Origin of the sequence: Amycolatopsis sp. H20-H5 (assembly GCF_035828755.1) — a bacterium.
In the GTDB taxonomy this organism is placed as follows: Bacteria; Actinomycetota; Actinomycetes; order Mycobacteriales; family Pseudonocardiaceae; genus Amycolatopsis.
The window spans coordinates 64889-91632 of sequence record NZ_JAYMZS010000001.1; the positions used below are offsets into that span (position 1 = coordinate 64889).

General features: G+C 69.9%; 26 protein-coding genes and 1 pseudogene. 11 read left to right on the plus strand and 16 right to left on the minus strand.

Annotation, left to right across the window (positions count from 1 at the left end; genetic code table 11):
* Positions 1 to 17 precede the first annotated feature (17 nt).
* The 3 genes from QMK34_RS00315 to QMK34_RS00325 are packed head-to-tail and all read left to right on the plus strand — an operon-like array spanning position 18 to position 1838.
* Complete coding sequence (locus tag QMK34_RS00315) at positions 18 to 509, plus strand: hypothetical protein (protein ID WP_326410227.1); 492 nt, start codon at positions 18 to 20, stop codon at positions 507 to 509.
* Positions 506 to 1120, plus strand: coding sequence for a hypothetical protein (locus tag QMK34_RS00320; RefSeq protein WP_326409959.1), 615 nt, complete (start codon positions 506 to 508; stop codon positions 1118 to 1120). The genes QMK34_RS00315 and QMK34_RS00320 overlap by 4 nt, the downstream gene beginning before the upstream one ends.
* 52 nt (positions 1121 to 1172) lie before the next feature.
* Entirely contained in the window at positions 1173 to 1838 is a 666-nt protein-coding gene (locus tag QMK34_RS00325; protein ID WP_326409961.1) for a hypothetical protein, read from the plus strand.
* 54 nt (positions 1839 to 1892) lie between these two features.
* Here QMK34_RS00325 and QMK34_RS00330 read toward each other — a convergent pair whose 3' ends face one another.
* On the minus strand, positions 1893 to 2783 hold the full coding sequence (locus QMK34_RS00330) for an RCC1 domain-containing protein (RefSeq protein WP_326410229.1): 891 nt from the start codon (positions 2781 to 2783) through the stop codon (positions 1893 to 1895).
* Between the two features lie 430 nt (positions 2784 to 3213).
* On the opposite strand from QMK34_RS00330, the gene QMK34_RS00335 reads away from it, so the two are divergent.
* From QMK34_RS00335 to QMK34_RS00350, 4 genes are all read left to right on the plus strand, one after another.
* Positions 3214 to 3852, plus strand: a complete 639-nt coding sequence (locus tag QMK34_RS00335) for a DUF6801 domain-containing protein (RefSeq protein ID WP_326409963.1) — start codon at positions 3214 to 3216, stop codon at positions 3850 to 3852.
* Positions 3853 to 4013: 161 nt separating this feature from the next.
* Positions 4014 to 4367, plus strand: coding sequence for a DUF6801 domain-containing protein (locus QMK34_RS00340; protein ID WP_326409965.1), 354 nt, complete (start codon positions 4014 to 4016; stop codon positions 4365 to 4367).
* A gap of 71 nt (positions 4368 to 4438) precedes the next feature.
* Entirely contained in the window at positions 4439 to 5356 is a 918-nt protein-coding gene (locus QMK34_RS00345; protein WP_326409967.1) for a hypothetical protein, read from the plus strand.
* 25 nt (positions 5357 to 5381) lie between these two features.
* A complete protein-coding gene (locus tag QMK34_RS00350; RefSeq protein WP_326409969.1) occupies positions 5382 to 5969 on the plus strand; it encodes a DUF6801 domain-containing protein in 588 nt (195 codons plus the stop codon).
* Here the strand turns inward: QMK34_RS00350 and QMK34_RS00355 are convergent.
* The 5 genes and pseudogenes from QMK34_RS00355 to QMK34_RS00375 form a co-directional block, all read right to left on the minus strand.
* Entirely contained in the window at positions 5966 to 7276 is a 1311-nt protein-coding gene (locus QMK34_RS00355; RefSeq protein ID WP_326409971.1) for a PucR family transcriptional regulator, read from the minus strand. The genes QMK34_RS00350 and QMK34_RS00355 overlap by 4 nt on opposite strands.
* Positions 7277 to 7637: 361 nt before the next feature.
* Positions 7638 to 8444, minus strand: a complete 807-nt coding sequence (locus QMK34_RS00360) for an arginase family protein (protein ID WP_326409974.1) — start codon at positions 8442 to 8444, stop codon at positions 7638 to 7640.
* Positions 8445 to 8576: 132 nt separating this feature from the next.
* Positions 8577 to 11954: a pyruvate carboxylase gene (locus QMK34_RS00365; protein WP_326409976.1), complete on the minus strand. Its 3378-nt coding sequence runs from the start codon at positions 11952 to 11954 to the stop codon at positions 8577 to 8579.
* Between the two features lie 90 nt (positions 11955 to 12044).
* Positions 12045 to 12269, minus strand: coding sequence for a DUF397 domain-containing protein (locus QMK34_RS00370; RefSeq protein WP_326409978.1), 225 nt, complete (start codon positions 12267 to 12269; stop codon positions 12045 to 12047).
* A pseudogene (locus QMK34_RS00375) lies at positions 12269 to 13181 on the minus strand (helix-turn-helix domain-containing protein). The gene QMK34_RS00370 and the pseudogene QMK34_RS00375 overlap by 1 nt, the downstream one beginning before the upstream one ends.
* 100 nt (positions 13182 to 13281) lie before the next feature.
* On the opposite strand from QMK34_RS00375, the gene QMK34_RS00380 reads away from it, so the two are divergent.
* Positions 13282 to 13482 (plus strand): hypothetical protein, encoded by a 201-nt coding sequence (locus QMK34_RS00380; RefSeq protein WP_326409980.1) that lies wholly within the window; start codon positions 13282 to 13284, stop codon positions 13480 to 13482.
* 52 nt (positions 13483 to 13534) lie between these two features.
* On the opposite strand, the gene QMK34_RS00385 is transcribed toward QMK34_RS00380, so the two are convergent.
* Both QMK34_RS00385 and QMK34_RS00390 read right to left on the minus strand, forming a co-directional pair.
* Positions 13535 to 14482, minus strand: a complete 948-nt coding sequence (locus QMK34_RS00385) for a S8 family peptidase (RefSeq protein WP_326409982.1) — start codon at positions 14480 to 14482, stop codon at positions 13535 to 13537.
* A gap of 37 nt (positions 14483 to 14519) precedes the next feature.
* A complete protein-coding gene (locus QMK34_RS00390; RefSeq protein WP_326409984.1) occupies positions 14520 to 15215 on the minus strand; it encodes a response regulator transcription factor in 696 nt (231 codons plus the stop codon).
* A gap of 138 nt (positions 15216 to 15353) precedes the next feature.
* On the opposite strand from QMK34_RS00390, the gene QMK34_RS00395 reads away from it, so the two are divergent.
* Positions 15354 to 15959 carry a TetR/AcrR family transcriptional regulator gene (locus QMK34_RS00395; protein WP_326409986.1) on the plus strand — a complete coding sequence of 202 codons (606 nt, stop codon included), beginning with the start codon at positions 15354 to 15356 and terminating at the stop codon, positions 15957 to 15959.
* A 77-nt stretch (positions 15960 to 16036) separates the two neighbouring features.
* Here the strand turns inward: QMK34_RS00395 and QMK34_RS00400 are convergent, their stop codons facing one another.
* The 4 genes from QMK34_RS00400 to QMK34_RS00415 all read right to left on the minus strand — a co-directional run bounded on the left by QMK34_RS00400 (position 16037) and on the right by QMK34_RS00415 (position 22343).
* Positions 16037 to 17911: a translation factor GTPase family protein gene (locus QMK34_RS00400; protein WP_326410232.1), complete on the minus strand. Its 1875-nt coding sequence runs from the start codon at positions 17909 to 17911 to the stop codon at positions 16037 to 16039.
* A 109-nt stretch (positions 17912 to 18020) separates the two neighbouring features.
* Positions 18021 to 18584, minus strand: a complete 564-nt coding sequence (locus QMK34_RS00405; RefSeq protein ID WP_326409988.1) for a GNAT family N-acetyltransferase — start codon at positions 18582 to 18584, stop codon at positions 18021 to 18023.
* Positions 18585 to 18591: 7 nt separating this feature from the next.
* Positions 18592 to 20745: an ATP-dependent DNA helicase RecG gene (gene recG, locus QMK34_RS00410; protein ID WP_326409990.1), complete on the minus strand. Its 2154-nt coding sequence runs from the start codon at positions 20743 to 20745 to the stop codon at positions 18592 to 18594.
* A gap of 5 nt (positions 20746 to 20750) precedes the next feature.
* Entirely contained in the window at positions 20751 to 22343 is a 1593-nt protein-coding gene (locus QMK34_RS00415) for a DAK2 domain-containing protein (RefSeq protein ID WP_326409992.1), read from the minus strand.
* A 133-nt stretch (positions 22344 to 22476) separates the two neighbouring features.
* Between QMK34_RS00415 and rpmB the strand changes: the two genes are divergently transcribed.
* Positions 22477 to 22668, plus strand: coding sequence for a 50S ribosomal protein L28 (rpmB, locus tag QMK34_RS00420; protein WP_297548897.1), 192 nt, complete (start codon positions 22477 to 22479; stop codon positions 22666 to 22668).
* A gap of 125 nt (positions 22669 to 22793) precedes the next feature.
* Here the strand turns inward: rpmB and QMK34_RS00425 are convergent, their stop codons facing one another.
* Together QMK34_RS00425 and QMK34_RS00430 are read right to left on the minus strand one after the other, a co-directional pair.
* The gene (locus QMK34_RS00425) at positions 22794 to 23471 is read right to left on the minus strand and encodes a uracil-DNA glycosylase (RefSeq protein ID WP_326409995.1); all 678 of its coding nucleotides are present in this window, start codon (positions 23469 to 23471) and stop codon (positions 22794 to 22796) included.
* Between the two features lie 19 nt (positions 23472 to 23490).
* Positions 23491 to 24012, minus strand: coding sequence for a gamma carbonic anhydrase family protein (locus QMK34_RS00430; RefSeq protein WP_326409998.1), 522 nt, complete (start codon positions 24010 to 24012; stop codon positions 23491 to 23493).
* A 103-nt stretch (positions 24013 to 24115) separates the two neighbouring features.
* Here QMK34_RS00430 and QMK34_RS00435 point away from each other — a divergent pair, with 103 nt between their 5' ends.
* Complete coding sequence (locus tag QMK34_RS00435; RefSeq protein WP_326410000.1) at positions 24116 to 25264, plus strand: glycoside hydrolase family 27 protein; 1149 nt, start codon at positions 24116 to 24118, stop codon at positions 25262 to 25264.
* On the opposite strand, the gene QMK34_RS00440 is transcribed toward QMK34_RS00435, so the two are convergent.
* Both QMK34_RS00440 and QMK34_RS00445 read right to left on the minus strand, forming a co-directional pair.
* Positions 25261 to 25731, minus strand: a complete 471-nt coding sequence (locus QMK34_RS00440) for a GNAT family N-acetyltransferase (RefSeq protein ID WP_326410002.1) — start codon at positions 25729 to 25731, stop codon at positions 25261 to 25263. The genes QMK34_RS00435 and QMK34_RS00440 overlap by 4 nt on opposite strands.
* Positions 25732 to 25741: 10 nt before the next feature.
* A complete protein-coding gene (locus QMK34_RS00445) occupies positions 25742 to 26698 on the minus strand; it encodes a thiamine-phosphate kinase (RefSeq protein WP_326410004.1) in 957 nt (318 codons plus the stop codon).
* Between the last annotated feature and the right edge of the window lie 46 nt (positions 26699 to 26744).

Sequence of the window (26744 nt, forward strand, 5' to 3'; positions counted from 1 at the left end):
ACCTCAGGAACAAGCCACTGGCCGCGGCCGTGGCGGTGCTCGTCGCCGCCGCGGTGTTCGCGGGCTGGGGCGGGTTCAGCTGGTTCACCGCGAGCCGGGCCGAAGCCGTCACCTACGGCACCGCGCGCGACGAAGCGCTGCAGACCGGGCGGGAACTCGTCGCGCGGCTGAGCAGCCTGGACTACCACCAGGTCGACCAGGGGATCGCCCGCTGGCTCGACGCCTCCACCGGCCCGCTGCACGACCAGCTCGCCCGCACCGACGACGCCACCAAGAAGACACTCGCCGCGGACGCGGCCGTGTCCACCGGCAAGGTGCTCGACGCCGCGCTGAGCGAACTGGACGAGCACGCGGGCACGGCGAAGATGCTGGCGTCGGTGGAGATCACCGTCGCCAAGGACAAGGTGGCCCCGGCGACCAAGCGCAACCGGTTCGCCGCCCAGCTGACCCGCACCGAGGCGGGCTGGAAGCTCAGCGCGCTCGACCAGATTCCGGTGGGGGCGGCGTGAGCAGCACTGAGACCGTGGAGACGCCCGAAGGGCTCGACGAGCCCGAAGAGGCCGTCGAAGAGACGGAAACGCCCGAAGCGGCCGGGGAACCGCCCGCGCGCGGGCGATGGAAGACGCGCCTGCCCGCATTGCTGGTGGCAGGCGCGGTGGTGCTGGCGGGGGCAGGCGCCTGGTTCACCGTGGCGGCCTCGTCGGCGGCGTCGACCCCCGCCTCGGCCAACCGCGCGCTGACCGACGTCGGCGGCACGGCGGAGGTCACGTCCGCGGTGACCCTCGCGCTGAACAAGGTCTTCTCCTATTCCTACGACAAGACCGGGGTCACCGAGAAGGCGGCCGATGCCGTTCTTCGCGGCAAAGCACTGGACACCTATCACCAGCTGTTCGCCCAGGTCCAGGAAAAGGCGCCACAACAGAAACTGGTGCTGACCACTCGGGTGGTCACGTCCGCCGTTCAGGAACTCGACGGCGACAACGCGCGACTTCTCGTCTTTCTCGATCAATCCGCCACGCGAGTGGACAACAATTCCACCAGCACCGCCGCCGCGCAGCTTTCGGTGACCGCTGAGCGCCGCAGCGGCGGCTGGCTGATCACCGATCTCATTCCTCGCTGAATTCGACCGGCTCCGAAGAAGCAACCGCAGTATCACTCAAAGGAGAGTTGACATGCTTAGTTCGCTGCGCTCGAAAAAGACCGGTGGACGGCTCGCCAGGCTGACCGCGCTCACCGCGGCGGCCACCGTGGCGCTCGGCCTGGTCACCGCTGTTCCCGCGTCCGCCGATGTGCTCGAGATCCCGGTGGCGTACGGGGTCAGCGGCAGCACGGTCGTCAAGAAGACCGGCAGCACCCTGAAACTCGGCCCCGGCGCGCTGGCGGGCTCACTGCTCATCGACGACCAGACGGGCTCGGTCGGGCTGCGCGCCGACCTGACACTGCCGACCGCGCAGGCCAACATCTCGCTGGTCTCCGGGCTGTTCCGGATCAAGGCCAGGGTGAAGATCATCCCGACCGCACCGGTCACCGGCACGATCGCCAACGGCGACCTCAACACGCACGCGACGGCGAACATGGAGATCAGCGATATCTGGGCGGGCCCGATCGTGCCGGTCATCCCGCTGCCGACGATCCCCGGCAGCTGCCGGACGGTCAGGCCGATCGACCTGAACCTCATCGCGAAGGACGTGGACATCTTCGGCCCGTCCATCACGGTCAAGGGCTCGTTCACGATCCCGGAGTTCGGCAACTGCTTCATCGCGGACATCGCGCTGGGCGCGCTGATCTCGGGGCCGGACAACACGATCTCCCTGGACCTGACCCCGAAGACCAGCTGAGCCGGAACCTGGTGGGGCGCCTGGGAAACCGGGCACCCCACCAGGTCCGTCGGGTCAGCAGGGCGCGGTGGGATCGGGCTTGAGAATGAAGGTGCTGCGGTCTCCGGCGGAGACGCCGAACACCGGGCCGCAGGTGAACGGGTCGCTCTCCTGTGAGGCGTCCGAACCCCAGACGACGTAGCGGCCGTCGGCCTTGAACGCCAGGTTGTGGTACCAGCCGGCTTCGATCCCGATCACCCCGGACGCCGCCTCGGGCGGAACCGTGGCCTGCTCGTGGTTGTTGCGGCCCCAGGCGAGCACGCTGCCGTTCTTCAGCGCGAGACTGTGCTGGTACCCGGCGGAGATCGCGGTGACACCCGAGGTGGCCGCGGCGGGCACGCTCGCCTGGCCGTAGGTGTTGTTGCCCCAGGCCAGCACGCCGCCGTTCTTCAGCGCGAGACTGTGGTCCCCGCCCGCGGCGATCGCGGTCACCCCGGCGGAGGCCGCGGCCGGGACGTCGGTCCGCGCACCCCAGCTGAGCACCGAACCGCCCTGTTTGAGCGCGAGGTTGTGCAACGCGCTGGTCGCGACGGCGATGACACCCGACGTCGCCGCCGCGGGCACCTCCGACTGGCCGTACCAGTCGTTCCCCCAGGCCAGCGCCTTGCCGTTCTTCAGCGCGAGCGCGTGCGCCCACCCCGCGGAAATCTGGCTGACGCCGGAAGTGGCCGCGGCTGGCACCTCCGTCTGGCCGAAGTTGTTGTCCCCCCAGACGATCACCCCGCCGTTCTTCAGCGCGAGGACGTCGAGGCTGCCCGCCGAAATCGCGGAGATCCCGGACGCCACCGAGGGCGGCACGGGGTTGACGCCGAAGTCGATGCTCCCCCAGCCGATCACCCCGCCGACCCCGGGCGCGGCCGAGGCGAGGCCTGGCAGTGGCGTGAGCGAAGCCGCCACGGCCAGGATAACGACGCCACGTCTTGCTGCCCGTCGATAACCGAAAGTACCCGGCACGGTAGTCTCTTTTCTTCCGCATTTACGCTGGTTGCGCGTCCAAGATCGCAAATGGTAGACCGGCCGCCCGCCGAATTGCGCCACCCGGGCCTTTCTTTGTCACCGAACGACAAAGACCTTCCCACGGTTACGCATCGAAAGACAACAAAACCGGTCAAGCGGGCACACCCGAACGGCCGACGAGTCGAAGGGTTGTTACCTACACAACTCGCGGGTAACCTCAATTCCGGCAGGTGGGGGGGTCAAGGTTCGGCTGTATTGTCACACACCTTCCCTCCCCGCCCGGCGAAATGCGGGCAGGCAATTCGCGGGCGAGCTGTGTTCGCCAACGCACCAGCAGCCGACTGCCGAGACGTAAACTGGATCAAAGGAGATGACAGGTATGTCCCGACTCGGAAAGCTGTCGGCCAGCATGGCCACCACCGGCGTGATCATGGGGGCCGTCGCCGTGCTCACCGCGGGGGTCGCTTCGGCCGCCACGATCACCTACAAGGCCGGTAACCCGACCCCGCTCACCTACCAATGCACGTTCCCCGCCATCTCGGCACAGCCGGTGGCGGTCAACGCGCATCTCGACGCACCGGACACCATCCCGCACGGCACGACGGTGACCCCGTCGAACGTCGGCGGCACCGCCACCATCAGCGCCGGGGTGCACGCACTGCTCACCTCGGTCGGCTACGACGGCATTCGCGGCACCGCAACGGTTCCGGTGACCGCGTCCGCCGGGACCCTGTCACAGCCCGCCGCCACCGGGCTGAACATCCCGCAGACGATCTATCCCACGGGTGGCCCGATCACGGTCGTCATCTCGCAGGTCGCCACGTCGAGTGTCCCGAACTACACGGCCCCGGCCGCGGCGGGCTCGGCGACGCTGGCGCTCGGCGGCTCGCTGACGGCGAACCTCGAGTTCCACAAGACGTCCAACAACAGCTGGACGCCGTACACGATGAACTGCACACTCAAGGTCACGAACCCGGCGCAGAACACCTCGTTCAGCCCGGCCGCGATCATCTCCTAAGTGGTTGCGCTGGGAGGTTCGGCAGACTTCCCAACGTGACCACCAAGTCACCCGTACGGGCCCGGGTGGTGGCGGCCGCCACCACCCGGGCCACCTCAAGTGAGAGAACCGGGATTTCCATGACACGTCGAGTCGGCTCACGGGCGAGGACTCTGTCCGCGGTGACGGCGATCGGCCTGCTGGCCGCGACGACCGGCGTGGGGTCCGCGGCCACCGATCCGGGCGGTTCACCGGACAAGGCCGAGGGCCATCAGGTGACCAGGACCCTGACGAGCACCTGTCCGTTCGCGGATCCGCTCGGCGCCCGGCCGATCTCACTGGAGACCACCGCCACCCTGCCGAGTTCGGCGACGGTGGGCAAGAAGACACAAATCACCGGCTTCACGGTGAAACTGACTCTGCCGCCCGAAGTGGCGAAGGCGCTCGCCGGCGACGGCGGCGCGGTCGGTGGCTCCCTGCGGATGGACCTCGGCGGCGAACAGAACGGCAAGAAACAGGTCATGCCTGTTCCCTGACCGTCGCCACGGCACCGCTGCCCGCGACCGGCGACCTCGTCCTGACCGCGACCGGCGAGACTCCGAGCCTGGTGCTGACCAACCCCGGGCTGCTGAACTACGGCCTCGCCGCGCCCGTGCTCGCCCTGACCGGCACCCCGGCGGCACCCACCTCCACTGCCTCGCCTGCCCCGTCGGCTCCCGCGGAGCCCGCCCCCGCCGTCCCGCAGCTCACCTGCGCGCTGGACCCCGGCCAGGACCCGGCATTGGGCTCCGTCCTGGTCCAGCCCTTGTCGGCGAAGCCCGGCGGGAAACAGCAGCCGGCGCCGGGACAGGGCGGGGTAAGCACCCAGGACGTGCCTCAGGACCCCGACTACTACCCCGTCGCGCTGGGGCTGATGAAGCTGGTGACGACGTCGACCGTGCGCAAACTGGGCGCCGTCGCGACCACCAGCCCCGGCGCGGTGCTGGGCGGCGTGTACAACGTGAACATCAACACCGGCGACGCGATCGTCACCGGCGACGCGTTCTTCCAGCCCGCCCCGCTGCGGGCGCTCAACTTCGGTTTCGTTCCCCTGGAAGCGAAAGCGGAGTTCCTGCCCGTCACGTACCACGAGGGCGCCAAGGCGATCCCGCTCGTGGGCAACGTGGTCGGTGGCATCCTGAGCACCCATCTCGAAGTGATGGTCCGGCTGAGCGCGGTCAAGGTCAACGGGGTCACGCTGGACGTCGGGCCGGACTGCAGGACCGCGACACCGGTCTCCCTCGACCTCATCGGGCCGTTCGACGCGTTCAACGGCGGCGGCACCATCAGCACGGTGCCGAACGGCGGCTTCGTCCTGCCGGGCTTCGCGGGCTGCGGGGCCACCGAACCACTCGACTCGCTCTTGACCGGCTTGTCCTCCGGCCCCGGCAACCAGTCGACGGCGGTCATCGCCGTGTACCCGACCTCGGGCTGCCAGGAGCCGGACCACAACAACTGCCCCGTGCCGGTGCCGCCGGCGGGCTGACAGCGGCCACAAAGGAGTGGAACCCATGGGGCACAAGGCAAGAAGGCTCGCGATCCTGCTCGGCGTCCCGATCCTCGCCACCGGTCTCGGCGCGGGTCTCGCCCAGGCGGTCACGACTTTTCACCCGGGTCCCGCCGTCGGGTACTCCTGCGCGTTCCCCGCTGTCGGCACGCGGCCGGTCACCATGTCGGAAGGAGCGGCCGGACCGGATTCGGTGTCCACGGGCGCGACCTTCTCCCTGACCGGGATCAGCGGCACCGTCACCTTTTCCGCCGCGGTGCACAGCCTGCTGACCTCGCTGGGCTACGACGGCGTCCGAGGCTACGGGGCGATCGGGATCACCGCGGTGAACGCCACCCCGACGTTCAGCGGCACCGGGACGATCCCGGCGGCGATCTGGAGCCCCGGCGGCCCAGCGACCTTCGGCGTCACCGGCGCGTCACAGGGTTTCATCGCGGGCACCACCGGACCGATCGTGTTCTCACTGGCGACCCAGTTCTCACTGGCGACCGAGTTCCACCGGACCAACGGCACCTGGACCGCGTTCGGCCTCACCTGCACCGTTCGACCCGCCCAGGAGCGCACCTTCACACCCGCACTGCCGATCGGCTAACCGGACATCCGCTGCGGGCTGGACTGGACCTTGCGCGGCCCTGGCAGCAGCTCACCAACCGGGTAACCCGCCCACGGCTCGCCCGGCGCCGGTGACACGGCCGTTCCGGCGCGCAGCACCAGTTCCAGCTCGAAGCGGGCGGCCGGGTCGCGCAGGCGCTCGCCGAAGGTGGCCTGCAGCTGGCGCATGCGGTACCGCACGGTCTGGGGGTGGACCTCGAGCCGTTCGGCGATGTCGACGACATTGCCCTGGCTGTCCAGCCACGCGCGCAACGTCTCCAGCAACCGCTCCTGCTGCTTGTCGGTCATCTCGGCCAGCGGGGCGAACAGCCGGGCGCGCAGCGTCGAGATCAGGCCGGGGTCGGAGTTGACCAGCAGGGTCGACAAGTGGTCCTCCGCGCGGATCACGCGGCGAGCCGGGATCAGCCCACGGTCGGCGAAAGCCAGCACGCCGCGGGCCCAGCGCAGGGAATCGGCCACCTGGTCGAGCGGGACACACGGGCCGATGGACAGCCGGTAGTCCGGCAGGGCGGCCTGCAGCGTGGCGAGCCGGGCGCCGCTGACCGGGCCGGGCACGAGGATCCGGGGTTCCAAGCCCTCGAACTCGCCGAGCACGTCCGCGTCCAGGGTGGCGTGCCGCCGGGGGTACCCGGTCTCGCTCAGCGGCTGCAGCGCGATCGGCGACGCCTGCTCGGGCACCGGCCAGCCGGTCAGCTGCGCCAGCTCGGCGATGGCCTTGGCCGGGGCGGGCGGGATCTCGAAGATCAGGTGCAGGAGCTTGCGCCGCCAGGTGTCGAGCGCGCCAGCGGTGCGGGCCTTGGCCTCCAGGTAGCCGTCCAGCGCCACCGAGGCCAGCTCGTCCATGAAGCCGAGCATCGCGTCGGCGAGCTGGGACATCACGGCCGAGGACAGTCCACTGCGCCGCCCGACCCGCATGATGCGCCGCCAGGAGACCCGCGCGCCCACCCGGTAGGCGGACTGCAGCGTGTCGAGACTGCGGCCCTCCCGCATCTCGTTCTGCCCCAGCCGGTGGTGTACCTCGTGGGACTGTTCCTTCGACACCGTGGGATCCGCGATCTGGGCCACGAACAGGGTGATCGCGTACTCCACCCCGGCGCGGATCGACTTGCCGTACGGCCCGTCGAGCGGACGGGCGTAGGCCGGGATGGTCGCCCTGATCTCTTCGACGATCTCCGCGGACAAACTGCTCAGCTCGGGCCGCAGGATCTCGGCGAGTTTGCGGGGCAGTGCCGTGAGTGGCCCTGCGGTTGGCGGCGCACCGTGGTCGATCGCGCGCTCCAACGACATCGCAGCTCCCTTGCTCCGCCCAGGACCGACCCGCCCCGTGGGTCCGCCGCCACCCCGCGATCATCGAGGGGTGACACCCGACACATCGGAAAACTAGCCCCGAACGTGTCACCTCCCGCAGAAGAAACCGATTTCTTGTCAACTTTGTGACAAGTTCACACAGCATGACCCGTCAAGGATGACAACTCACCGGCCACCTAGCCGGTGGTTTTCGTACAAATGGACGAGTCGCGCACCCCGGAATCACTACCCGCCCAGCCAGGTCAGCGAGTCCTTCCTGCTCTCCCAGCTGCCGACAGTGGCCGTATTCGTCGCGATGATCATGTTCACCCGCTGGCGTGACGGCAATCCAGACACGGGGTCAGGTGGTTTTGAGCAGGGCCGCGACGGCTTCCAGCACCGGTTCGAGCAGTTTGACGTCGGTGCCGACGCACTCGGTGATCCCGGCGCCGACGACCTCGAACTCCGCCAGGGCGTGCAGGCCCTCGATCAGCTCGTCGAGGGAGAGGCCGTCGGGCTCGGGGTAGTTCAGCCCGGCGTACTCGGCCGGGTCGAGCACGTCGAGGTCGAGGTGCAGGTAGATCCGCTCGGCACCGGACTCGCGCAATGCCGTGGGCACGTTCGCGACGGCGGGTGCGCGCACCACCAGTCCCCGCTCGATCGCGGCGCGCTCGGCGTCGTCGAACGCGCGGGCCCCCGCGAGCACCACGCGGCCACGTTCCAGCGCGGGGCTCGCGGCGAAGTCGGGGTCGCCCTCGCCGAGCAGCGAACGCAGGACCATGCCGTGGAAGGCGCCCGAGGGCGAGGTTTCGGCGGTGTTGAGATCGGGATGCGCGTCGAACCACGCGACGCCGAGCCCTGCGCCGTAACGGAAACGCGCGACGCTGATCGGGATCAACTCGACCCCGCAGTCACCACCGACGGTCAGCACCGGGCCGCCGGGCGCTTCGAGCGCGGCGAGCTGGGCGGCGCGGTTCTCGCCGAGCAGGACCTCCCGGTTCGCGACGCCGCCGACGAGCGCGGAGGTCAGCTGGGTCTGGCGGATGTGGTGCACCGGCTCACCGAAGACGTGCCCGGCCAGCTCGGCGAGTGCGAGACACCCACCGGGCAGCTCGCCCGCCCGCGGGCTCACCGCCCCCTGCCGCTGCGGCACCGCGTTGATCAGCATGAGGATCAAGCCTAGCGGAGTTCACCAGACCCGGGAGGGCGGCAGCTGAAGGTCGCCCTTGGTGCGTTAGACCAGCTGAAGGTCGCCTTTGGTGCGCTCAACGCACTGAAGGCGACCTTCAGCTGCCCACCGTTACTCCAGAACCAGCAGGAGGTCTCCGCCTTCGACCTGCTGGACGGCGTTGATCGCGAGGCGGCCGACCTTGCCACCCGCCGACGCCGTGATCGAGGCCTCCATCTTCATCGCCTCGATCGTCGCGACCGTGGCACCGGACTCGACCTCGTCACCCTCGGCGACCTGCAGCGTGACGACCCCGGCGAACGGCGCCGCGACCTGCTTCGGGTTGCCCTTCTCGGCCTTCTCCGTGGCCGGGATGTCCGAAGCGATGGACCGGTCGCGGATCTGGATAGGCCGCAGCTGGCCGTTCAGCGAGGACATCACCGTGCGCAGGCCGCGCTCGTCGGCCTCGCCGATCGCCTCCAGCTCGATGAGCAGCCGGACGCCCTGTTCGAGGTCGACCGAGTACTCCTCCCCCGGCCGCAGGCCGTAGAAGAAGTCCTTGCTGGGCAGCACACTCGTGTCGCCGTAGGCCTCCCGGTGTGCCTCGAACTCCTTCGTGGGGCCGGGGAACAGCAGCCGGTTGAGCGTGGCGCGGGGCTCGGACGCGAGCGCGTCACGGTCCTCAGTGGACAGTTCCGCGACCGGCTTCGGCTCCGCGCGACCCTCGAGCGCCTTGGTGCGGAACGGCTCCGGCCAGCCGCCCGGCGGGTCGCCGAGCTCGCCGCGCAGGAAGCCGATCACCGAGTCGGGGATGTCGAACTTGTTGGGCTCCGCCTCGAAGTCCTCCGGCGAAACCCCCGCGCCGACCAGATGCAGCGCGAGGTCACCGACCACTTTGGACGAAGGGGTGACCTTGACCAGGTGGCCGAGGATCTTGTCCGCTGCCGCGTACATCGCCTCGATGTCCTCGAACCGGTCGCCGAGCCCGAGCGCGACGGCCTGGGTCCGCAGGTTCGACAGCTGCCCGCCCGGGATCTCGTGGTGATACACGCGCCCGGTCGGCGACGCGAGCCCGGCCTCGAACGGCGCGTAGATCTTCCGCACGCTCTCCCAGTACGGCTCGAGCTCGCCGATCGCGTCCAGGCTGAGCCCGGTCGTGCGGTCCGAGTGGTCCGTCGCGGCCACAATGGACGAAAGCGAAGGCTGCGAAGTCGTGCCCGCCATCGACGACACCGCGCCGTCGACCGCGTCCGCGCCCGCGTTGATCGCGGCGAGGTAGGTGGCCAGCTGGCCACCCGCGGTGTCGTGCGTGTGGATGTGCACCGGCAGGTCGAATTCCTTGCGCAGCGCGGTGACCAGCTTCGCCGCGGCGGGCGCGCGCAGCAGGCCCGCCATGTCCTTGATGGCCAGGATGTGCGCCCCGGCGCCGACGATCTGCTCGGCGAGCTTGAGGTAGTAGTCCAGTGTGTACAGCTTCTCGCCAGGGTCGGACAGGTCCGAGGTGTAGCAGAGCGCCACCTCGGCCACGGCCGTCCCGGTCTCGCGCACGGCCTCGATCGCCGGGCGCATCTGCTCGACGTCGTTGAGCGCGTCGAAGATGCGGAAGATGTCGATGCCGGTCTTCGTCGCTTCCTGCACGAAGACGTTGGTCACCTCGGTCGGATACGGCGTGTAACCGACGGTGTTGCGGCCGCGCAGCAGCATCTGCAGGCAGATGTTCGGGACGGCCTCGCGCAGTTGCGCCAGCCGCTCCCACGGATCCTCCGCGAGGAAGCGCAGCGCGACGTCGTAGGTCGCGCCGCCCCAGCACTCCAGCGACAGCAGCTGCGGGATCGTGCGCGCCACGATCGGCGCGACGGCCAGCAGGTCCCTCGTGCGCACTCGCGTCGCGAGCAGTGACTGGTGCGCGTCACGGAACGTCGTGTCGGTGACGCCGATGTTCGGCGACTCCCGCAGCCAGCGCGCGAAGCCCTCCGGCTTCAGCTCGTCGAGCTTCTGCTTCGACCCGGCGGGCGCTTCGGTGTCCTTCGCCAGCTTCGGCAGCTTCAGGTGCGGATCCAGCGTCCGCGGCCGCTCGCCGTGCGGCTTGTTGACCGTCTGGTCGGCGAGGTACGTCAGCAGGCGCGTGCCGCGGTCCGCCGAGTGACGCGCGGTGAGCAGGTGCGGCCGCTCCTCGATGAAGGACGTCGTGACCCGGCCTTCGCGGAAGTCCGGATCGTCGAGGACCGCCTGCAGGAACGGGATGTTCGTGGAGACGCCCCGGATACGGAACTCGGCGACCGCGCGCCGCGCGCGGCCGACAGCGGTCTTGAAGTCGCGGCCGCGACAGGTGAGCTTGACCAGCAGCGAGTCGAAGTGCGCGCTGATCTCGGTGCCGGAGAACGCCGTGCCGCCGTCGAGCCGGATGCCCGAGCCGCCCGGCGAGCGGTACGCGCTGATCATCCCGGTGTCCGGGCGGAAGCCGTTGGCGGGATCCTCGGTGGTGATCCTCAGCTGCAGCGCGGCACCGCGCAGGTAGATCTTGTCCTGCGAAAGCCCGAGGTCGTCGAGGGTTTCCCCGGCCGCGATCCGCAGCTGGGACTGCACGAGGTCGACGTCGGTGACCTCTTCGGTCACCGTGTGCTCGACCTGGATGCGCGGGTTCATCTCGATGAAGACGTGGTTGCCGTTTTTGTCGAGCAGGAACTCGACGGTGCCGGCGTTGCGGTAGCCGATCTGCCGCGCGAAGCTGACGGCGTCGGCGCAGATCCGGTCCCGCAGCTCGGGATCGAGGTTCGGCGCCGGGGCCAGCTCGACGACCTTCTGGTGCCGCCGCTGCACCGAGCAGTCACGCTCGTAGAGGTGGATGACGTTGCCCGCGCCGTCGGCGAGGATCTGGACTTCGATGTGCCGCGGCTCGACAACGGCCTTCTCGATGAACACCGTCGGGTCGCCGAAGGCCGACTCGGCCTCCCGCGCGGCGGCCTCGATCGACTCGCGCAGCGTCTTCGGGTCCGTGACCCGCCGCATACCGCGCCCGCCACCACCCGCGATCGCCTTGACGAAGACGGGGAAACCCAGCTCCTCGGCAGCCGCGACCAGCGCGTCGACGTCGGAGGACGGCTCGGAGGAACCGAGCACCGGGACCCCGGCCTCGCGCGCGGCCTTCACCGCGCGAGCCTTGTTCCCGGTCATCTCCAGGATGTCCGCGGTCGGGCCGACGAACGTGATCCCGGCCTCTTCACAGGCGCGGGCCAGATCCGGGTTCTCCGACAGGAAGCCGTAGCCCGGGTACACGGCGTCGGCCCCGGCCTTCTTGGCCGCCGCGACGATCTCCTCGACGGACAGATACGCCCGGACCGGGTGACCCGGTTCGCCGATCTCGTAGGCCTCGTCGGCCTTGAGCCGGTGGAGTGAGTTGCGGTCTTCGTGCGGGAACACGGCCACCGTGCCCGCACCGAGTTCGTACCCGGCGCGGAATGCGCGGATGGCGATCTCACCACGGTTGGCGACCAGCACCTTGCGGAACATGCCCGGTCCTTTCCCATCTTCGGATCGGTAGTGAAGGCACGCTACCTGGTTGGTCCCGGTGGGCGGGAGCTGAAGTCCACGTGATGGACGTCATGCCAGCCGGGTGAGGAACGCCTCCCAGGCCGTGACCGGCAGGTCCAGGGCACCGGAATCCCGGTCCTTGGTATCTCGGACGCCGACGGTCGCCGAGATCGCCACCTCAACGCACTCGTCATTGCCACCGCCGCTGTAGCTGCTCTTGAACCAGCGCACCTCAACACAGGCGTCATCGTTGCCGCTGCTGTAGCTGCTCTTGAACCAGCCGCTGTCCCGCATCAGGTGCTCTCCTTCAGCTTCTTCTTCAGGAACGCTCGGGTCTGCGACGGCGACAGGGCCAGGTCCCGCAACTTGGTGAAAGCACGGAGGATCCGCTCAGTGTCCTCAACCTGGTCGAGGTAGACCGAAGGCCCGTAGACCGTCGGAAGAAACCCTATCGGGCGAAGTGCATCACCAAAACGCAGCATCTTCAGTCCACCACTGGATGCCGGACTGTCACGAGCATCGAGCGGCACCACTCGAACGGTCAAGTTCGAGTACATGGGCGAGTTGCCCGCGCATGACCTCCGGGCCGCCGACCTCCGCCACCAAGGCGTCTTCGGTGAACATGACCTCGATGCGCTTGGGCGTCTCCGTCTCGAAGAGCAAGCGCTGCCGCTCCAGCCGGAACGCCACCAGATTGGCTTTGACATTTCCGGTCTCGTCCCACCAGATTCCGTCACCACCCGTCAATACCGCTTCGGCGTACTCGGGAGACTGGATCGGCAGCGGGTAGACGCCCTTCTGGTAGTCCCAGATGTCCTTCGCGATGGCTTCCAGCCAGGCCAGGCGCCGGTACGAACCGGGCGCGAGGTCCATGTACGGGCTGCTCGTCGCGCGCTTCCGCGCCTCGATCCCGAGCGTTAGGACCTCCGAGCGCGTCGGCTCTTTCGCGCCGAGGAAGTCCACCAGCGCCCCGAGTTCCTCGGTGGACAGCGTCGCGGTGCCGTCGAGCACCTTGACCAGCCGGGGCCGGTCCTTGCCGACCGCCTTCGCCGCCGCGTCGATCGACACCCCGGCGTCGGACCGAAGCTGCTTCAGCGCTTCGCCGAGCAACACTCGCGGGATCGTCTGCACTCCGATGGCCACAGCGTTCTCCTTCCGACACCACCCGATCGGGGCCTGCCCTGCGGACACAAGAGTCCCTAACATGAGGACACAGTGTTGATAACACACCGGTGTTCTCAACAGGTCAAACAAGGACAGCCTAGAGCAGCGGGCTGACTACACCGTGCAACACCCGGGAGGAATCATGGACACCGTGACCGTCAAGGCCTGGGCGGACTTCACCGAGGACTGCCCGATCAAATACAGCGTCCGCCCCGACGAGATCGAACTGTCCATCGGCGGCGGGCTCGGCCTGGACCTGTTCACCAACGAGGCGGGCGCGGTCGCGCTGATCGAAGCCTGCACCGAGGCGCTCGCCGACCTCCGCGCCAGGAGCGACGAGTGAACACTCGCGAACAGAAACGCGCAACCCCTGCCCGGTTGCGCGTTTCACCAGCTCAGGGCGCAGGCGTCGGAACCGGGGGCGGCGTGCAGGCGGAGCAGAGCAGCCGGTTCGCCGTGCCCTCGCGCACGCCGGTCAACGCCCCGGTCGAAGCGCCGTCGACCAGGGCTTTCGTCACCTGGGCAGGCGTCTCCCGCGGGTGCAGCGAGCGGTACAGCGCCGCCACCCCGGCGACGTGCGCGGCGGCGAGCGAAGTGCCGGACAGCACCCCGGCGCCCGAGCCGCCCATCAGCAGCGACGGGATCTCGACGCCGGGCGCGTAGAGATCGACCGCCGCGCCGAAGTTCGAACTCGGGGCGACCTTGTCCTGCACGTCAGTGGCGCCGACGGTGAGCACCTCGGCGACCCGGCCCGGCGAGAAACCACCCGCGTCGGCGGTCTCGCCACCGGCCGGGACGGCCACCGGCATCACCCCGGCGAGCGCGCGCACGGCGGTGTCGAGCTTGTCGTTCGGCACGCCGCCGATCCCGAGCACGGCCACCGCGGGCTGGTGCGCGTTGTGGGTCACCCAGTCGATCCCGGCGATGATGTTCTCGGTCGCGCCGCCACCGTCCTTGTCGAGCACCCGGACGGGGAACAGCTGCGCCGCCTTCGCCACCCCGTAGGCCTTGCCGCCGATGATCCCGGCGAGCCGCGTCCCGTGGCCGTTGAGGTCCGCGGTGTCCTTGCCGCCCAGGAAGTCCTTACCGGCCTGGACTCGGTTTTCGAGGTCCGGATGCTTGGCGTCGACGCCGCTGTCGATCACGTACACGGTGACGTCGGCCGCGTCGGTGTCGTAGTGGTAGGCCTGGTCGAGGCCCTTGGCCTGGTCGATCCGGTCAAGCGCCCAGTTGGGCGGGTTCTGCTGGATCCTGGTCGCCGCCTGCGCGGGGACCGCGGCCGCCAGCAGTAACGCCATGGAAAGTCCCGCCGCGCCCAGCCGCCACTTCGCTCGATTGCTCATACCTTGCGTGGTACCCCGGGGGCCGGGCGGCGACAACTCAGCGGTGTCCCCCGATCGGTTGATCTTCGTTCCGGTACTTACGAGGTGTGCGGACGGCGGGCCGGACGTGCCCGGACTCGTACGCCAGCGAGATCAGCTTCACCCTGTCCCGCGCGTCCATTTTGGACAGGATGTGGCCGACGTGGGTCTTGACCGTGGCGATGCCGATCACCAGCCGCGCGGCGATCTCGTCATTGGACAGACCGGCCACGACCAGGTCGAGCACCTCGCGTTCGCGCGCGGTGAGCAGGCCGACCGGCAGCCCCGGCGTGCGGACCGTGACGGTGTCCGCGAGCTCGGCGATGAGACGGCGGGTGACCCCGGGCGCCAGCATCGCGTCACCACGGGCGACGGCGCGCACGGCGTCGACGAGCTCCCGCGGGTCGATGTCCTTGCACAGGAGCCCGCTCGCTCCCGCCCGCAGCGCGCGGAAGGCGTCCTCGTCGCGCTCGGAATTAGTCAGGATGAGGACCCGCGTGCGAGCTCCCCTTTCCGCGACGATGCGGGCGGTGACCTCAATCCCGATCCCGGCATCGGCGAGTACGACGTCCGGCAGATGACGCCTGGCGAGCCGCACGGCTTCGTCGCCCGCACCGGCCTCGGCCACGACCTCGATGTCCGGCTCGGTGAGCAGCGCGCGCAGGCCGATGCGCACGAACTCCTGGTCGTCGGCGATGAGCACCCTGATAGGCATGCTTCGAAGCTAGAACGCCGGATGGGCGAAAACACTGCGGTTAACCCCACCATTCACTGTGGTGATCCGGACACGTTCGCGCTCACGGTCGTCTCCGGCCCTGGCATACTGGGCGCACTAATGCAACCGGAGTAGCACTTGGCAACCGAAAAGTCCGGCACGCAGCGCCCCGGCGGCCGCACGGAACGCACCCGCCAAGCGGTCCTGCTGGCCACGCTCGAACTCCTCGCCGAACGCGGTTTCCTCAGCCTCACCGTGGACGCGGTCGCCGAGCGATCGGGCGTGCACAAGACCACGGTGTACCGCCGGTGGAAATCACCGGACGGCTTGGTCGCCGCCGCGCTGGACCTGGGTTCGGAGGACGACTGGGCCGCACCGGACACGGGTTCCCTGGAGAACGACCTGTACGGACTCGCCGAGGAACTGGTGCGCTACTTCACCGAACCAGACCTGCGAGAGCTGCCGACGGCGTCCATCCTCGCGGCGTTCCACTCGGACCAGGCGGCCGCCGCCCTGCGCGGATTCTACGAAAACCGCCACGCCCGCTGCACGGAGATCGTCCGGCGGGCCATCGACCGCGGCGAAGCCCCCACCGGCACCGACGCCGCCGAAGTGATCCGATCCGCCTGCGCCCCGATCTTCTACCGCCTGTTCATCTCCCGCGAACCCGTGGACCTGAAGGCCGCCCGCCTGGCCGCCCGCGCGGCGACCCTCGCCGCCCGCGCCGGAGCCTTCACCCGCTGACCCGCCCACCCTCGGCAGATGCCCCTGAAGGCCACCAACACGGCGTAAAACGCCGTGATGGTGGCCTTCAGGGGCAGTCAACGCTGTTCTTGGTAGCCCTCGAATCGGGAGGTCAGGGTGCCTGAGCCGCCGGTCAGGCCGGGCAGGCGTCGCTCGAATTCCCGTTGCCGCGCCACCGGAATCACCGCGTCCACCGAACAGGATCCGCCGCGCACCACGGGTTCCTCCGGGAGACCGGCACATCCGGCGAGCGCGAGCAGCACGGACTTCAGTGCCGCGATCGGCAGTTCGAGCTCCACATGGTTCAGCGGCTCACAGACTGTCGTGCCCGCTTCCTTCAGCGCCGCCAGGCACACCAGGGCCGTCACGGCGCGGAAATCGCCTGCCGTGCTGATCGGGCTCGCGTAGCCGGTGTGGGTCAGGGTCACCGCGCAGTCGACGACCTGCCAGCCGTGCAGGCCTTGGCGCAGGGTCGCGTGGACCGTTTCCTCGATCGCCGTCACGAACGACGGCGGCAGCGAGCCGCGTTCGGCCTCCAGCAGGAACCGTGTCCCGCTTCCCGGTGGGCCGGGTTCCAGTCGCAGGCCGACGGTGGCGTAGAGATTCGGCGGACCGTCCTTTCCGAACTCTTCCACCGCGGAGCCCGTGCCTCGCGGCTTCTCGATGCAGACGACCCGTGAGGGCGAGAAGTCCGCCTCGACGCCGAACTCCGCGTCGAGGCGGGCGGCGATCACCTCCCGCTGGACCTCGCCGTACAGAGATACCGTGAGGCCGCCGCCGGGCGCGCCGCGGCGGACGTCGATCCATGGGTCCTGCTCGGCGAGTTCGCCAAGCGCGGTGAACAAGGCCGCCGCACGGGCGGGATCGCGGGCCGTCACCACGGTTTCCAGGGTGGGCGGGCGGAACGGCGGGGCCGTGGGCGGCGTGGCCGTCGAGCCGATGCGGTCACCGACGCGGATGCCGCGCAGGCCGGTCACCTTGGCGATACCGCCTGCCGGGACGCGGCCGGGACGGCCGTCCACGCCGACGACCGCGGTGGCCTTGCGCGGTTCGGCGGTGATCGCGCCCGTGCGCTCGCGGCGCGAGAACGTGACGGTGTCGCGGGCGGCCAGCGTGCCGGAGAACAGGCGGATCATGGCGGACTTCGCGCCCGCCGGGTCACGTTCGATCGCGAACACGGTGCCGTCGAGGGCTGCGCGATCGGCGCCCGCCGCGGACGGCAGGAACTCGGTGATCCCGCCGCGTAGCGCTTCGATTCCGCTGCCGGTGATGGCCGAGCCGAAGAACACCGGGTGCACGAACGCGGCACGGGACTGCGCAGCCAGCGCGGCGCGCAGACGGGGGTGGTCGAGCGTGCCAGGAGCGTACAAATAGGACTCCAGGAGCGCGTCGTCCCGGTCCGACAACAGTTCGGCGAGTTCCTCGGCGAACGCGGGATCCCACGGCCGCGGAGCCGCCGCGGCCTCGGGCGTGCCGAGACCGGACAGGGAGTTCATCGCGATCGCCGACGGGGTGAGGGTGCGGCGGATGTCGGCCAGCAGGTCCGCGCCGCGCGCGCCGGGGCGGTCGATCTTGTTGACGAAGACAACGGTCGGCATGGCCATCGCGGTCAGGGTCCGCATCAGGACGCGCGTCTGGGCCTGCACGCCTTCGACGGCCGACACGACCAGCACCGCGCCGTCGAGCACGCCGAGGGCGCGGGCGACCTCGGCGATGAAGTCGGCGTGGCCGGGGGTGTCGATCAGCTGGATCCGGTGTTCGCCTGCGGTGAAGGTCGCCACCGAAGAGCGGATGGTGATGCCACGGGCGCGTTCCAGCTCCATGGCGTCGGTCTGGGTGCTGCCGTCGTCGACGGCGCCCATCGTGGCTATCGCACCGGCGTCGAACAGCAGCCGCTCGGTGAGGCTGGTCTTACCGGCGTCGACGTGGGCGAGAATTCCGAGGTTGAGCATGGGCAACAGAGATGTCCTCACGTACGAGTGTCCGACAGTCGCTGGGGCCTGTCGAAACTCGGCGCATGTACTTCTCCCTCGGGTCGGACATCCTGGTGCCGTCAGGACGTTAGCAACCGGCCCCGCCCACCGCAGCCGAATTACGCGCGGACAGCGGCAGCCGGTACCGGACCTCTGGCAGGAGGACATCGCCGCCCGGCAACGCGTCGGTTTTGGCCGCCCCGTCGGCCGACCAGCCCGCGCGCTCGTAGAACCCGCGCGCCCGCTCGTTGCTGTCGAGCACCCACAGCGTCACCACGCGGAAACCGTCCTGCGCCAGCTCGCCGAGTGCGTGGTCGTGCAGTGTCCGGCCCAGCCCGAGTCCCCACAGCTCGGGGCGGAGATAAATCGACAACAGCTCGCCGACCTCGGGGTCCGCGTCGTCGTCGCGGCTCGGGCCGATGGCCGCGAACCCGCTGAGCGCGCCGTCGCCGGACAGCAAGAGAATGCGGCCAGGGCGGTCGGGATTGCCGATCGCGCGCTCCCATCCCCGCGTCCGCGCTTCGACGGACAGCGTGTCGAGGTAGTCAGCGGGCAGCAGGCCCGCGTACGCGGCTTGCCAGGACCGGACGTGGATCTCCGCGATCGCGGCGGCATCGGACAGATTCGCGGCGCGGACTTGTTGCTGCGACACAGCTCCACTAACTCTTTTCGAGGTACTCCGCGCGGTCCACGTCGACGACGTCGGCGATCATGTGGGCCAGCCCCAGGAAACCGCCCAGCGCGGGGTCCTTGCCGACGATCTCCTGCGCGCGGTCCCGCGCCTCGGCGATGACCTCCTCGTCACGCAGCAGCGAAAGCAGCTTGAGCGTGGAACGCTTGCCGGACTGGGCCGCTCCCAGGATGTCGCCCTCTCGCCGTAGTTCGAGGTCCAATCGCGACAGTTCGAAACCGTCCGTTGTGGACTCGACGGCGGCGAGGCGCTCACGGGTGTTCGTTCCGTCGAGGGTCTCGGTGACCAGCAGGCACAAGCCCGGCACGCTCCCCCGGCCGACTCGGCCGCGCAGCTGGTGCAGCTGGCTGACGCCGAAGCGGTCGGCGTCCATGATCACCATCGCGGTCGCGTTCGGGACGTTGACGCCGACCTCGATCACCGTGGTCGCGACCAGCACGTCGAGCTTGCCCGCGGTGAACTCCCGCATCACGAAGTCCTTGTCGTCACTGGGCATCCGGCCGTGGAGCACGCCGATCTTCAGCCCGGACAGCGGTCCGTGTTCCAGCTCGGGCGCGAGGTCCAGCACCGCGATGGCGGGCCGTTTGTCGCTCTTGTCCGACGGCGGCTCGTCGCCGATCCGCGGGCACACGATGTACGCCTGGTGCCCCTTGCCGACCTCTTCGGTGACGCGCTGCCAGACCCGGTCCATCCAGGCGGGCTTCTCCGCCACCGGCACGACCGTGGTCTTGATCGGCGACCGGCCGACCGGCATCTCCCGCAGCGACGAGATCTCCAGGTCGCCGTACACCGTCATGGCGACGGTGCGCGGGATGGGCGTGGCCGTCATGACGAGCACGTGCGGGCTCGTCATGTCCGCGCCCCGCGAACGCAACGCGTCCCGCTGCTCGACGCCGAACCGGTGCTGCTCGTCGACCACCACGAAACCGAGATCGGCGAACTGGACGGTGTCCTGGATCAGCGCGTGCGTGCCGACCACGATGCCCGCCTCGCCGCTGATGGTCTCCAGCAGTGCCTTCTTGCGTTCCTTGGCGCCCATCGACCCGGTCAGCAGAGTGACCCTGGTGGCGTTCTCGGCGCCGCCGAGCTGGCCGCCGCCGGCGAGGTCGCCGAGCATCTCGGTCAGTGAACGGGCGTGCTGCGAGGCCAGGACCTCGGTCGGCGCGAGCAGCGCCGCCTGCCTGCCGGAGTCGACGACCTGCAACATCGCGCGCAGCGCCACGATCGTCTTACCGCTGCCGACCTCGCCCTGCAGCAGCCGGTTCATCGGGTGCTCGGTCGCCAGGTCCGCCGCGACCTCCTCGCCGATCGTCAGCTGGCCCGCGGTGAGTTCGAACGGCAGCCGCTGGTCGAACGCGTCGAAGATGCCGCCCTTGGTGTGCGGATTCGCCTTGGCCGGCCGCGAAACGGCCGAATGCCGCCGCTGCGCGAAGATCAGCTGGATGGCCATCGCCTCGTCCCACTTGAGCCGCTTTCGCGCGTTCTCGAGTGCGGGCCAGCCGTCCGGGCGGTGGATCCCGCGCAGAGCGGCCTCCAGCTCGGGGAGCCCGTAGCGGGCGAGCAGCTCCAGCGGCATCGGGTCCTCGTCGACCTCGAAGACGTCGAGGACCTGCCGGATGCACTTGGCGATCGCCCAGGTCGGCATGCCCTGCGCGGCCGGGTAGACCGGGATGATCTCGGCGAGGAAGTTGTCCATCGCCGCGGCCTCGGCGTCGGGCTCCAGCAGCTCGTACTCGGGGTTCTGCAGCTGCAGGGTGTCGCGGAACGCGGTCACCTTGCCCGCGAACAGCCCGGTCTTGCCGGGGGTGAGCTCCGCCTCGCGCCAGGCCTGGTTGAAGAACGCGCACGACAGCTTTCGCTTGCCGTCGGTGATCACCATGTTCAAAATGGTGCCGTTGCGGGACTTCATCCGGTTCTTGCTGATCCGCTCGATGCGCGCCATCACCGTGGCGTGCTCGCCGAGCTCCAGCCCGGCGATGTCGGTCAGCTGGCCGCGCTCGGCGTAGCGGCGCGGGTAGTGGCGCAGCAAGTCACTGACGGTCTGGATGTCGAGCGACTCGGCGAGTGCCTTGGCCGTCTTCGCGCCCAGCAGCAACGGCAGCTTTTCGCGCAGCCCGGCCATAGTCGTTACTCAACCCCCATCAAGAGCACAGCGTCGGTCTGCCCGCTGGCGTAACTGGTCAACTCCACCTCGGGATGCTCGAGCCGCAGCTGCTCGGCGAGCTCACCGGCCACGCCCGCCGGGGCGTCCGCTCCGGTCAGCACCGTCACCAGCTCACCTCCGAGCGCGAGCATCCTGTTCAGCACGTTCATCGCCGCCGCGACCAGATTCGTCTCCGACGCGGGCGCGGGCTCGATGAGCACGACCTCGCCGTCGATCAGGCCGATCACGTCACCGGACTGGGCCCGGCCCACCCAGGTTAGCGATTCCTCCCGCGCGACCAGCAGCTCGCCACGCCTGGTCGCCGCCGCGGCCTCGGCCATCGCCACGACGTCGTCGTTCGTGCGGCGGTCCGGGTCGTGCACGGCCAGTGCGGCGAGTACCTGGACGGGTGACACGCAGGGGATGACGACGACGTCGCGGTCACCGGCCATCGCGTGCCCGGCCGCGGCGTCGGCGGCGGCGGTCAGGCCCGCGCCGCCGGGCAGGACCGTCACGTGATGTCCGGCGGCCTCGGTGATCAGCCCGAGCATCTCCTCGACGCTCGGCGCTGTCCCCGGCGGGACGGCGAGCACCGCGACACCCTCCGCCCGCAGCAGCTCGGCGAGCGCGCCGCCGTGCACGACCGCGACCACGGTCCGGTCGATCCCGCCGCCCGGCTCGATCGGCGTGGGCGTGATCAGCGGCTCCACCCGGATCCGGTGCGGCCTGCCCCGTTCGATCCCGGCCTCGATGGCGCCACCGATGTCCGCGCAGTGCACGTGGACGGCGTGGCTGCCGTTGCCGTCACCCGCGACGGTGACGCTGTCGCCGAGCCCGCTCAGCGCCTTGCGCAGCGCGGGCAGCCCGGCCTCGTCGACGCCGTCGAGCAGGTACATGACCTCCCAGGCGTAGGGCGAGGGCTCGGGCCAGACCTCCTCGACCACGGCGTCGAGCGCGTGCTCCGGCTCGGTCGTGGTGCCCGAGATCACCCCGGCGAGCGCGTCGAGCACCGCGACCAGGCCGCGGCCGCCCGCGTCGACGACCCCGGCCTTGGCCAGCACGGGCAGCTGTTTCGGGGTCTCTTCCAGCGCGACGGCGGAGGCCGCGGCCGCGGTTTCGGCGACCTCGGCCAGCGAGCGGGTGTCCGAGCGCACAGCCGCCGAGACGGCGTGCAGCACGGTGAGCATGGTCCCGGCGACCGGCCTGCTGACCGCGCCGGTGGCGACCTCGTCGGCGTGGCACAGCGCGGCCGCGAGGCCGGGGCCGTCCAGCTCACCGCCACGGGCGGCCGACTCGGCGAAACCGCGGACGACCTGGGAGATGATGACCCCGGAATTGCCCTTGGCCGACGCCACCGCGCCCTGCGCGAGCACCGCCAGCGCCTCCGCGGGGCTCCCTGGCGTGGCCAGGTCGAGCGCGTCGCGGGCGCCGGTGAGGGTGAAAAGCAGATTCGAGCCGGTGTCGGAGTCCGCGACGGGGTACACGTTGATGCCGTTGATCGCTGGGCGCAGCACCGCCAAGCTGTGCACACAGGCCGCCGACCAGGCCGACACCGCCGTCACGTCGAGCACCCGCACCCGTAACCTCCTAGCTGGTCATGGCGAGGGTAACGACCCCGTGCGAGACCCCGTCGGGCCGCTGGTTACTATGGTCGAGTTGCCCAGTGCATCTGGGCGCCTTTCTTCGTCCCAAGATCTAAAGGAGTTCGACGTGGCTGCCGTGTGCGACGTCTGTGCCAAGGGACCTGGCTTCGGTAAGTCGGTTTCGCACTCCCACCGACGTACCAATCGCCGGTGGAACCCGAACATCCAGACCGTTCACGCGAAGATCGGCCTGTCTCAGCGCAAGCGCATGAACGTGTGCACCTCGTGCATCAAGGCCGGCAAGGTTGTCCGCGGCTGACGTTCCGAAGTTCAGGTGGCGGGTGCTCCTCCGGGAGCACCCGCCATTTTTATGCGCGCGTTTTAACTGTCCCTGAAGGCCACCATGACGGCGTTTAACGCCGTCATGGTGGCCTTCAGGGACTTCTACGGAAGCTTCCACTCGACGGGCTGGGCGCCCTGGTCGGTGAGGAGCTGGTTCGCCCGGCTGAACGGCTTCGAGCCGAAGAAGCCGTTGCGCGCCGAGAGCGGGCTCGGGTGGGCGGACTCGATGCACGGGATCTTGCCCAGCATCGGCCGCAGGTTGCGGGCGTTGCGGCCCCACAGGATCGCCACCATCGGCTCGTCACGCGCGGCGAGGGCCTTGATCGCCTGCTCGGTGACGTCTTCCCAGCCCTTGCCCTGGTGCGAGTTCGACTTGCCGGGCTGCACGGTCAGCGACCTGTTGAGCAGCAAGACGCCCTGGTCCGCCCACGGCGTCAGGTCGCCGTTGGCCGGCAAGGGGTGGCCGAGGTCCTCGGCGTACTCCTTGTAGATGTTGACCAGGCTCTTCGGGATCGGCCGGACCTCCGGCGCCACCGAAAAGCTCAGCCCGACGGCGTGCCCCGGCGTCGGATACGGGTCCTGGCCGACGATCAGCACCCGGACCTCGTGGAACGGCTGCTGGAACGCCCGCAGCACGTGCTTGCCCGCGGGCAGATAGGTGCGGCCCGCGGCGATCTCCGCGCGGAGGAACTCCCCCATCGCGGCCACCTGCGGCGCCACCGGTTCGAGGGCCTCGGCCCAGCCTGCTTCGACGGTCTCCTGCAGCGGTCGTCCAGTCACGGCGAGCAAGCTTATCGGGTCAGCCCAGCCGCCTGAGTTCGGTACGGAACCGGGCCGCCCGCCGCACGTAGCTGTCGACCACGAGCTGGATCTTGTCCGGCCCGAACGACGTGTTTTCCCTGGTCTTGGCCGGGACGCCCAGTGCGATGTACCCGGCGAGGACGTGCGAGCCGTAGGAAAGGACCGCACCGGCGCCGACCATGCCGCCGTCCTCGACGACGGTGCCGTTCAGCACCACCGAGCCCGACGCGATGAGGCAGCCGGTGCCGATCACCGCCCCCTCGATGTGCACCGAGTGCCCGACCGCCGAGTTCGGCCCCAGCACCGTCGGGTGACGCTCGGTGCAGTGCACGACGCAGCCGTCCTGGACGTTGGACCGCTCGCCGAGCTCGATGTAACCGTGGTCGCCCCGCAGGACCGTCTGCGGCCACACGGACGCGTGCGCGGCTATGCGGACGTCGCCGATCACCGTGGCGTCGGGATGCACGTAAGCGTCGGGATGGATGCTCGGTTCGAGATCACCCAGCGCGTAGATCGGCATTTCGCCTCCAGTACCGCGGTTTCACGTCCGATGCGATTGGATCACAGCCATCATCCAGCAGACGCAGACCCACCGCGGCGGCACGCTCGCGCTCGTACTGGCCGTGCTCGCCGTCCTCCTGAGCTGGTCGCCGCCCGTGCACGCGGTGTCCAACGGGCTGGCCAGGACGCCGCCGATGGGCTGGAACAGCTGGAACCAGGTGCGCTGCTACGACCTCACCGAACAGGTGGTCCGCGACGCCGCCGACGCGCTGGCGAGCACCGGGATGCGTGAAGCGGGCTACCACTATGTGGTGATCGACGACTGCTGGCAGGCGCCGACCCGGGCCGCCGACGGCTCGCTGCGGCCGGATCCGGTGCGGTTCCCCGGCGGGATCGCGGCGCTCGCCGAGTACGTCCACGATCGGGGGCTGCTGTTCGGGATCTACGCGGTGCCCGGCAGCCGGACCTGCGCGATGGCCAACGACGGCTACCCGGCGACCGGCATCGGCTCGCTCGGGCACGAGCGCCAGGACGCCGGCACCTTCGAGGACTGGGACGTCGACTACCTGAAGTACGACTGGTGCAACGCCGACACCGTCGACGGCCTCCAGCCGCAGGCCGCGTTCGCCAAGATGCGCGACGAGCTGGCCCGGCTCGACCGGCCGATCATGTACGCGATCTCCGAGTACGGCCTCTCGCGGCCGTGGACCTGGGCCCGGCCGGTGGCGAACCTGTGGCGCACCACCTTCGACCTGCAGCCGGAGTGGACCTCGGTGCGCGGCGTGATCGACCAGCAGGCGGCGGTGGCGGAGTCGTCCGGCCTGCCCGGCGGCTGGAACGACCCGGACATGCTGCAGATCGGCAACGGCACGCTGACCGACGCCGAGAACAGGGCGCACTTCAGCATGTGGGCCATCCTCAACGCTCCGCTGTTCGCCGGGACGGACCCCGCGAAGCTCGGCGCGGGCGATCTGGAGACGTTGACGAACACCGAGGCGATCGCCGTCGACCGGGACTTCGCGGTGGCGCAGGGGCGGCGGCTGGCCGTGTCGGGCGCGGGCGAGGTGTGGGGGAAACCCTTGTCGGACGGCGGTTTCGCGCTCGTCCTGCTCAACACGGGCAACACCCTGACGTCGATCTCGGCCTCGATCCCCGGCATCTGGGCGGTGCGCGATCTGTGGCTGCACAAGGACGTCGGCACCGCTGACGGGACAGTCTCGGCGACCGTCGCCCCACACTCGGCGACGATGCTCCGCCTCACGGACCGCTAAAGGTCCTTGGCGAAGCAGACGCTTTCGGGCTCGTTCTTGTACAGGCCGAAGGAAACGATCCGCCGGAAGCCCGCGGACGCGTAGAGCCCGAGCGCCTCGGGCTGTTCGGTGCCGGACTCCAGGACCACGCGCGTCCGCCCCGCGGCCGCCGCCGTGCGCTCCAGCTCGGCGAGGACCGCGCGCGCCAGACCCCGGCCCCGCGCGGACGTCACGACGTACATCCGCTTCAGTTCGGCGTCGCCTTGGCGGAAGTCCGGCGCCGGGCCGTCGTGCGCGCGCCACCCGCCGGACGCCACCGGGACGTCGTCGAGGTACGCCACCAGGAACAGTCCCAGCGGCGGGACGAACTGGGCGGGGTCCATCGGCGTCGCGTCTTCCTCGCCGTACCGGATCACGTACTCGAGCTGCACTTCGGCCATCAGTTTGGCCGCGTCGGGGTGGTCGTAGGCCACTACGCGGATGTCCATGCGCCGCAGATTAGCGCCAGTGCTCCCAACCGCTCTCCTGGTTATAGGGCTTGCCGTCGACGGTCACCCCGGAATCCGGCATGGTGACCGCGCCGATCCTGACCCAGCCGGGGGGCAGCTCCTCGAACGACGGGAAGGTGGCCGCGAGCGCGTGGTCCTCGCCGCCGGTCAGCACCCATCGCAGCGGATCCACGCCGAGCGCCGAGCCGACCTCGACCAGCCGGGACGAGATCTCGAGCTGGTCCGTGCGGACGTCGATGCCGACCTTCGACGCGGTCGCGACGTGCCTGAGGTCCGCGAGCAGGCCGTCGGAGATGTCGATCATGGCGGTGGCCCCGGCGTCGGCGGCCTGCGGCCCGGCCTCGTACGGCGGTTCGGGGCAGCGCTGCGCGCTGACCACGCCGACCGGCGACCGGAAACCGCGGCCGAGCACCGCGAGACCCGCCGCGGCCCAGCCGAGCTTCCCGCACACCGCGAGGACGTCCCCGGGCCGGGCACCCGAGCGGGTGACCGGTTCGCGCCCGCCGAGCTCACCCAGCGCGGTGATGCTCACCACCAGCTGGTCGGCGCGGACCATGTCGCCGCCGACGATGCCGACGCCCGCGCGGTCCGCTTCGGCCCACATGCCCGCCGTGAGCTCGGTGATGAGCGAGGTCTGCGTGTCGGAGGGGCACGCCAGGCCGACGAGCACCGCCGTCGGCCTGGCGCCCATGGCCGCGATGTCGGACAGGTTGACCGCGATCGCCTTGCGGCCGACCTGCTCCGCGCTGGACCAGTCGAGCCGGAAATGCACGCCCTGCACCAGCACATCGGTGGTGGCGACCACCCGGCCGTCCGGCGCCGCGACCACCGCCGCGTCGTCGCCGGGGCCGAGCAGCGTCGTCTCCGGCTGCTTGCGGCCGGCGGTCACCGCCGCGATCAGTCCGAACTCGCCGGTACCGGCGACCGTGCCGTCATTCGGTGACACCCGTCACCTCCGTTCCCCTGGTAACTCAACATGTCGATCACCGATA